5 protein-coding genes are annotated in these 7,204 nt (G+C 38.3%); all 5 read left to right on the top strand.

The features are described 5' to 3' along the window. Positions 1-348: 348 nt before the first annotated feature. The 5 genes from Q7J67_04000 to Q7J67_03980 are packed head-to-tail and all read left to right on the top strand — an operon-like array spanning position 349 to position 6,850. Positions 349-957 (top strand): TetR/AcrR family transcriptional regulator, encoded by a 609-nt coding sequence (locus tag Q7J67_04000; GenBank protein ID MDO9464441.1) that lies wholly within the window; start codon positions 349-351, stop codon positions 955-957. After that, positions 954-2,510 carry a TolC family protein gene (locus Q7J67_03995; protein ID MDO9464440.1) on the top strand — a complete coding sequence of 519 codons (1,557 nt, stop codon included), beginning with the start codon at positions 954-956 and terminating at the stop codon, positions 2,508-2,510. Before Q7J67_04000 ends, Q7J67_03995 begins: the two co-directional genes overlap by 4 nt. A gap of 1 nt (position 2,511) precedes the next feature. Then, entirely contained in the window at positions 2,512-3,444 is a 933-nt protein-coding gene (locus tag Q7J67_03990; GenBank protein ID MDO9464439.1) for an efflux RND transporter periplasmic adaptor subunit, read from the top strand. Beyond that, positions 3,441-6,563 carry an efflux RND transporter permease subunit gene (locus Q7J67_03985; protein MDO9464438.1) on the top strand — a complete coding sequence of 1,041 codons (3,123 nt, stop codon included), beginning with the start codon at positions 3,441-3,443 and terminating at the stop codon, positions 6,561-6,563. The genes Q7J67_03990 and Q7J67_03985 overlap by 4 nt, the downstream gene beginning before the upstream one ends. After that, entirely contained in the window at positions 6,560-6,850 is a 291-nt protein-coding gene (locus Q7J67_03980) for a hypothetical protein (GenBank protein MDO9464437.1), read from the top strand. Before Q7J67_03985 ends, Q7J67_03980 begins: the two co-directional genes overlap by 4 nt. Positions 6,851-7,204: the final 354 nt, after the last annotated feature.

Raw genomic sequence — 7,204 nt, 5'->3', positions numbered from 1 at the left:
AAAAAATGATACTATATATCAATATCAATCAAGCTGGAAAGGAGGTGGCAGAGAGCTTGAATTGTCGTGGCGTTTCTACGTATAAAGTAAAAATGCAAAAAAAGTTGAAAAGATCAACTTTTTATAACTAAACTATAACGTTTGTTGTACCATTGTTTCACCTCGTTGGTTAAGTGGTTGTTTTGTTTTCACAAGTCCTATTATCGCTTGCCAACGAGGCTTTTTCAATATTTTTTCTCATCAATTTATTTCCAATAGCGATTCTAGGGTGCTTGACAAAATCGTTGACAAAAGTGAATTTGTATTTTATATTGTGAACATAAACTCATTAATTGAATATAAATTCATATGGATAGAAAAGAAAGAGACAAAAACTTAAGACAAAATGATATTCTAGGTGCTGCAGAGAGAATTTTTGCAACCAAAGGCTATTATAACAGCAGTATGCTCGATATCGCTAGCGAGGCACAATACGCAGTAGGAACACTCTATAATTACTTTAAGGACAAGCAGAGTTTATATCTTGCGCTGCTGGAACGTAAAACTGATGAACTTTTTAGTCGTATAAACGAAAAAATAAAGAGAATTAGAGACCCTATAAAAAAAATCAAGGTGCTAGTGAGCGCAAATCTTGAATTTGTTGCAGAAAATGTTGATTTTTTCAAGATTTACTTCTACGAAGAAAGCAGTCTCAAAGAAGTAATGCAAGACATAGATGTATATAAAAGAGATAAATTTAGAAAGCACTTAGATCTCTTTATATGTGTTATTAAAGAAGCTCAGGAGAAAGATAGTATCAAGAAAATCTATCCTGCGGAAAAGCTAGCGCATGTTTTAACAGGTATTATCCATAATATCATTGTGTATTGGTTAAAGGGCAGAAATCCAGCTAAAGAGGAAATTGTGAGCAATGCACCCTTAGTGTTGGAAGTCTTCTTAAACGGGGTAAAAAGATGAATAAAAAATATGCCTTATTCTTTATGCTTTTTTCCCTATGCTTGAACATATTTATGTATGTTATTTGTTTGGCAGAAACTACAGATAAAATACCTACTTATAAAAAAGAGGATTTCATCGCCTCTGCTAATACAAAAAAGGTTTTAAAAATAGGACTTGTTGATTGTATAGCCTTTGCCTTAAGGAATAATTCAGAAATCAAAATTAAAAAGATTGAGCCAAGATTAAAGGAATCTGATATAAAAATCGCTCGCTCAGATTTTGAGCCGTCCTTTGATGCAACTTATAAACTCAGAGATAACACAAACCAGAATAATTCCACTGCATACACAGATAATACAATTAACTCAAGAGATGAAGATATTAACGCAGGTTTATCAGGAAAGTTATATACCGGGACTAAATACAACATGGACTTTCTAAACAATAGAAGCAAAGATGATCCTTCTTCCGCCAGTCTTAGGAACGACAATTACACATCAGAAGCCAAGATCACGATCACACAGCCATTACTTAAAGGATTTGGCGTGCAGGTAAACCGCGCAGATATTACTATTGCCAAAAATGATAAAAATATCTCAGAGGAAGATTTTGAAAATACAGTTGCAGATATAATAACAAAAACGAAAGCTGCTTATTATAATTACATTTTTTACACAGAAAAACACAATATAGCAAAATCATCATTAAAGCGCGCAGAGGACATGCTTCAGATTAACAATAAACGATATAAAGCGGGACTGGTAAGTTCTCTGACTTTGCTGGAGACAAAGACAGCTGTTGCCAAGAGACAAAAAAATCTAATTTCAGCAGAATCAACATTGAAAAAATCTGAAGATGAGTTGAAATTGATAACAAGCCTGGTTGATGACCCATCCCTCTGGAACACTGAGATTGTGCCTTTAGATAAACCTGTTTTTACAAAAGAATACGTTGATCTTGCAAGAAGTCTTAGTAATGCTTTTCAATACAGGCCTGATTATGCTTCGGAAGAGATTGCTCTTGAGAATAGGGACATAAAGATAAAAAAAGCTAAGAATGTTCTCTTCCCTACTCTGGATCTAGTTGGAAGTTTTGGCTTGAATGGCCTAGGAGATAATCTTGACGAAGCGCTCAGTAAAGTTGGAACAGGAGACTATGAGGATTGGAGCATTGGATTGAATTTTAAGGTTCCTCTGGGAAACAAAAAAGCGCGCGGGGAGTATAATAAGAAAAAGTTAGAAAAAATTCAGGCGTTAATATCATTCAAGAGACTTGAGCAGAATATCATTCTTGAAGTAAGAGATAAGGTAAGAGAAGTTGATATACAATACCGTCAGGTTGAAGCTTCTTCATTGTCCAGAGAAGCAGAGACACAGAACTATAATGTTCAAAACGAGAGATACACAGCAGGCGAGGTAAGCACTCATGATATGCTGGACTATCAGGAGAGATTATCGCAGGCTGAGCTGGATTACATAAAGGCTTTGATAGATCACGAAATATCTATCATCAATCTGGACAAATCAGAAGGATTAACTTTAGTTAAAAATGATATAAAATTGGAGAGATAAAATGCGGAAAAATTCAAAGCAAAGTAGTTTTGGTCATTGGATATTTGGTGCTTGTAATTTGTTTGTTATTTGGTGCTTAGTGCTTGGAATTTCAATCTTAGCAGGTTGTGGCAAAAAAGTTGCTGAAATAAAAGTAGCTAAAATTCCAGTAAGGGTAACGAAAGTAAAAAGAGTCGACATTAAGGAAGTGCTTTCTTACGTAGGGGATATAAAGGCTGAAGATGAAGCAATAGTTTATCCTAAAGTGACCGGTAAAATTATAGAAAAACTTGCCAAGGAAGGAGATGCAGTAAAGAAAGGCGATGTTCTTACTTATATTGATAGAGATGAGATTGGATTAAAATTTGAGAAATCGCCAGTTACCTCCCCAATAGATGGGATAATAGGTAGGATTTATGTAGATAAAGGAGAAAACGTTTCACCGCAAATACCTATTGCTAAGATTGTAAATATGGATGTGATAAAAGTAAAAATTGACATTGTGGAAAGGGATTTGCCCAAGGTTAAAGAAGATCAGCTATCCCAGGTTAAAGTAGATGCCTATCCTGAAGAGATATTTGAAGGAAAGGTTTCTATGGTCAGCCCAGTTATAGATCTTACAACTCGCACTGCTCCGCTTGAAATTGAAATATCAAACCCCGAACATATCTTAAAATCCGGTATGTTTGCCAGAGTGAGAATAGATGTTTTAGAACATAAAGGAGTCCCATATATTTTGCGAGATGCTGTTATTAGAGAAAATGGTGAAATGTATTGCTTTATAATTAAAGATGGCAAAGCCTGCAAAAGGAAAATAATAACAGGGATGAGTGAAGAGGATAAGATAGAAGTAACCGATGGAATTCAAGAGGGAGATTCAGTGGTTATAACAGGACAACAGGGCTTAAAAGATGGTCAGGCTGTGGAGATTATATCTAAAGGAGCACAAGAATGAGGTTACCTGAGTTTGGAGTAAAGCATCCCACTACAGTAACAATGTTATTTCTGGGTATTTTTATCTTGGGGGCAATTTGCTTTACTCGACTCCCTATTGATTTGATGCCGGAGATTGAACCTCCGGCCATCAGCGTCATAACCATCTATCCAGGAGCGGGAGCTACCGATGTAGAGACCAAGGTTACTAAGTATATCGAAGATAGCCTTTCTATTGTGAATAACCTCGATAAAATTACCTCCAAATCCAAAGAGAATCTCTCTATTGTTACCTGCACATTTGAATGGGGAACCGATCTGAATGAGGCTTCTAATGATGTACGAGACAAGCTTGAGTTTGCCAAAAAAGACCTGCCTGACGATATAGAGAAACCTATGGTCTTCAAATTCAATACTGCTATGATGCCCATCTTGGTATGTGGAGTAAAGGCTAAGGAGAGTTATCTTAAATTGTACGATATCATTGATGATAAGGTTGTAGACCCTTTAAAGACAGTACCAGGGGTGGGTTCAGTCAAGATAATGGCAGGACTCCAGAGACAGATAAATGTCTACTTTGATCGAGAACGCTTAGAGGCCTTTCACATACCTATCCAGCAGGTAGTCCAAATTCTGGCCATGGAGAATATAACCCTTCCTGCAGGAAGTCTCAAATTAGGAAAGACTGAATATATTATCCGGTTGCCTGGAGAGTTTGAAACCCCGGATGAAATAGGAGATGTAGTAATTGGTCAACATGCGGGCATCTTACTTTATCTTAAAGATGTGGCAAAGGTAGAGGATAGTTTTAAAGAGCAGACTATGTTTGCCCGCACCAATGGGGAATACGGATTAATGCTTATGATTCAGAAGATGACCGGTGGTAATACTGTCAACATCACCAAGGCAGTCAAGGAAAAACTTAAGAAATTACAAATGACCCTTCCTAAAGATATAGAAATTCTCCCCATAATAGATAGTTCCGACTTGATAGTCTGGACTATTGATAACTTAAAGCAATCTGTAATATGGGGAGGGATATTCGTTATCTTGGTTAGCCTATTTTTTCTTCGCCAGTTGAGTTCCAGCCTGATTATAGCATTAACTATTCCTTTCTCTCTGATTATAGGTTTTATTTTCCTGTATCTATGCGGATATACCATCAATGTGATGTCCCTGGTTAGTATGGCCATCGCCGTGGGAATGGTAGTAGATAATGCTGTTGTCGTCTTAGATAATATCACTCGGCACAGAGATAGGGGGGAAAAATTAAGGGAGGCCGCGATTTTTGCTCCCTCAGAAGTAGGATTGGCTGTCATGTCCGCAACCTTTACTACCATAGTAATTTTTGTTCCCTTGATGTTTCTTGGAGGAATCGTAGGTGTGATGTTTAAACAATTAGCTTTTGTAATGAGCATTACCCTTCTTGCATCTCTTTTTACCGCCCTCACCCTTACGCCCATGTTATCTTCTCGACTACTTAAGGTTGCTCCTTCTGATAATCCTAAGAAACGATTTGGAAAACGTTTCTATGAATTGAGCGAACGTTGGTTTAAGATTGTAGAATCAAGATACAAAAAACTTTTGGGTTGGACCCTTAGTCATCGTAAGAGAACCTTAGGCATTATTGTATTAATCTTTATCTTAAGTTTAGCCTTAGTCCCCATAATCGGCACTGAGTTTATCCCTGAGATAGACTCAGGCGAATTCCATATGGGAATAGAGCTCCCCGTGGGCATGAGAATAGAGGAGACAGATAGGGTTACTCAGGAGATAGAGAAGATATTTGAGAAGAATGTACCAGAGGTGAAAAATATAGCTGGTTTCACTGGCCAATCAGAAGAAGGTTATGAGGAGACCATGGGTATGAAGGGAGGGTCAAACGTAGGGAAGTTTTTTGCGAAGTTGGTCAGGAAGGGTGAGCGCGGGAGATCCACTAAAGAGATTGGTAAGGTTATGAGGGAAAAGGTATCCCGTATCCCGGGGATTAGAAAAATAGATATAAGGGCTGGGGCCGCTATGGCACAGATGCTCTTTGCTGGAGCCAAACCCATATCTATTGAGATTATTGGGCACAATCTGGAGAAGACCGATAAATTAGCTACTAAGATAAAGAAAATAGTAGAAGACACTCCCGGTGCAGTTGATATCATGATAAGCAGGGATGTTGGTAGGCCTGAACTTCGGATTAAGGTAGATAGGAAGAGGGCTTCTGCTTTGGGTCTCAATATGGCTCAGATTGCGGATACCCTGAGGACTCATTTCTATGGAAAGGAGGCTACCAAATTCCGGGAGGCCGGTGAGGAATATGATATCTTTGTTCGACTGAAGGAAAAGGATCGCAGAATCATCCCTGATATAGAAAATATCACCATTACCTCCTTTACAGGCAAAGCCATCAAGTTAAAGAATATCGCTACTATTACTGAGGAGCTTGAACCTCTGGAGATTGAAAGAAAAGGACAGGAGCGAATCGTCAAGGTTGAGGCCAGGATATACGGCCGTCCATTAGGTCAGATAGCCAGCGATATAAAGGCAGAACTCGCCAAGATAGATGTACCAGAGGGTATATCAGTGGGCTTTGGCGGCGAGGTAGAGGAACAAAGAAAGGCCTTCAGGGACTTAATTATGCTTCTAATTTTGGGTATTCTTATGGTCTATATGGTCATGGCTTCTCAATTTGAGTCGCTATTAGACCCCTTTGTGATTATGTTTTCAGTCCCCTTTGCCTTTGTAGGAGTAATCTGGTTTTTTCTCCTCACCGGAACTACCTTATCCATCACCTCTTTTATCGGTCTGATTATGCTAATGGGGATTGTAGTCAATAATGGTATTGTTCTGGTTGATTATACAAACATCTTACGTGCTCGGGGACTCAATTTATTTGAAGCTATTCAAACCGCAGGTGAGCATAGACTCAGACCAGTTTTAATGACCTCACTCAGTACCATTTGTGGGATGTTACCACTAGTCCTGATTCGAGGAGAAGGCTCTGAGATATGGAGACCTTTAGGGGGTGCGGTGATCGGGGGACTACTTGTGTCTACCTTGGTAACCTTGATTATTGTTCCCATTGTCTATTCTTTATTTGAGCAGCATCTCAAGAATAACAATTTGATGAAGAGGAGACAGGCGAAATGAAAATGGTCTTTATAACATATAATGTGGCTATTGAGACCGAAGTAATGGAAGTTTTAAAAGAGTTGGCGATAGAAGGATTTACACGGTGGCCAAGAGTTCAAGGACAAGGAATAACCAGTGGTCCGCATTTAGACACCCATATCTGGCCGACAGTAAATTCTGCTTTGGCAGTTGCTGTTGAAGATAATAAAAAAGACAGGCTTATTGAGCGGATAAAAAGCTTGCGCCAAAAATTGGGAAAAGAAGGCATCAAGGCCTTTGCCTGGAGTTTGGAAGAAATGACGTAAATTTTTTTATCAATACACATTAAGGAAATAAAATGCAAATAAATCACAAAGGTCACCACAAAGGAAATATGACAGAACCTCTTCTAAATAATAAGACAAATGAGACAGCGCCCTTTCCTCAAAACCCACGCTCAAATCTTCAAACGCCAGACTCCCCTATCAAGCATTAGTGACTAAAAAACATAAAAACCTTTCTGCAATTCGATTTCTTGTGAATCATCAGGGTTTATGGTAATATGTTTTTACAGTATGAGAGGGTGATATTGTGTCTATACTACAGGTAGATAATAGTAGTAAAAAAAAAGAAATGGAGTTTGAACTGGACTACTTGAAAAAGCTCTCTATTGGTGAACG

The sequence above is a fragment of the bacterium genome (assembly GCA_030652805.1).
Taxonomy (GTDB): Bacteria; JAHJDO01; JAHJDO01; order JAHJDO01; family JAHJDO01; genus JAHJDO01.
Note: the sequence above shows the minus strand (reverse complement) of the source record. Positions and strands in the feature narration are given on the sequence as shown.

Excerpts from the sequence above, each read along its gene's own strand:
- Q7J67_04000 (MDO9464441.1), top strand. The coding sequence starts at position 349 with ATGGATAGAAAAGAAAGAGACAAAAACTTAAGACAAAATGATATTCTA.
- Q7J67_03995 (MDO9464440.1), top strand. The coding sequence starts at position 954 with ATGAATAAAAAATATGCCTTATTCTTTATGCTTTTTTCCCTATGCTTG.
- Q7J67_03990 (MDO9464439.1), top strand. The coding sequence starts at position 2,512 with ATGCGGAAAAATTCAAAGCAAAGTAGTTTTGGTCATTGGATATTTGGT.
- Q7J67_03985 (MDO9464438.1), top strand. The coding sequence starts at position 3,441 with ATGAGGTTACCTGAGTTTGGAGTAAAGCATCCCACTACAGTAACAATG.
- Q7J67_03980 (MDO9464437.1), top strand. The coding sequence starts at position 6,560 with ATGAAAATGGTCTTTATAACATATAATGTGGCTATTGAGACCGAAGTA.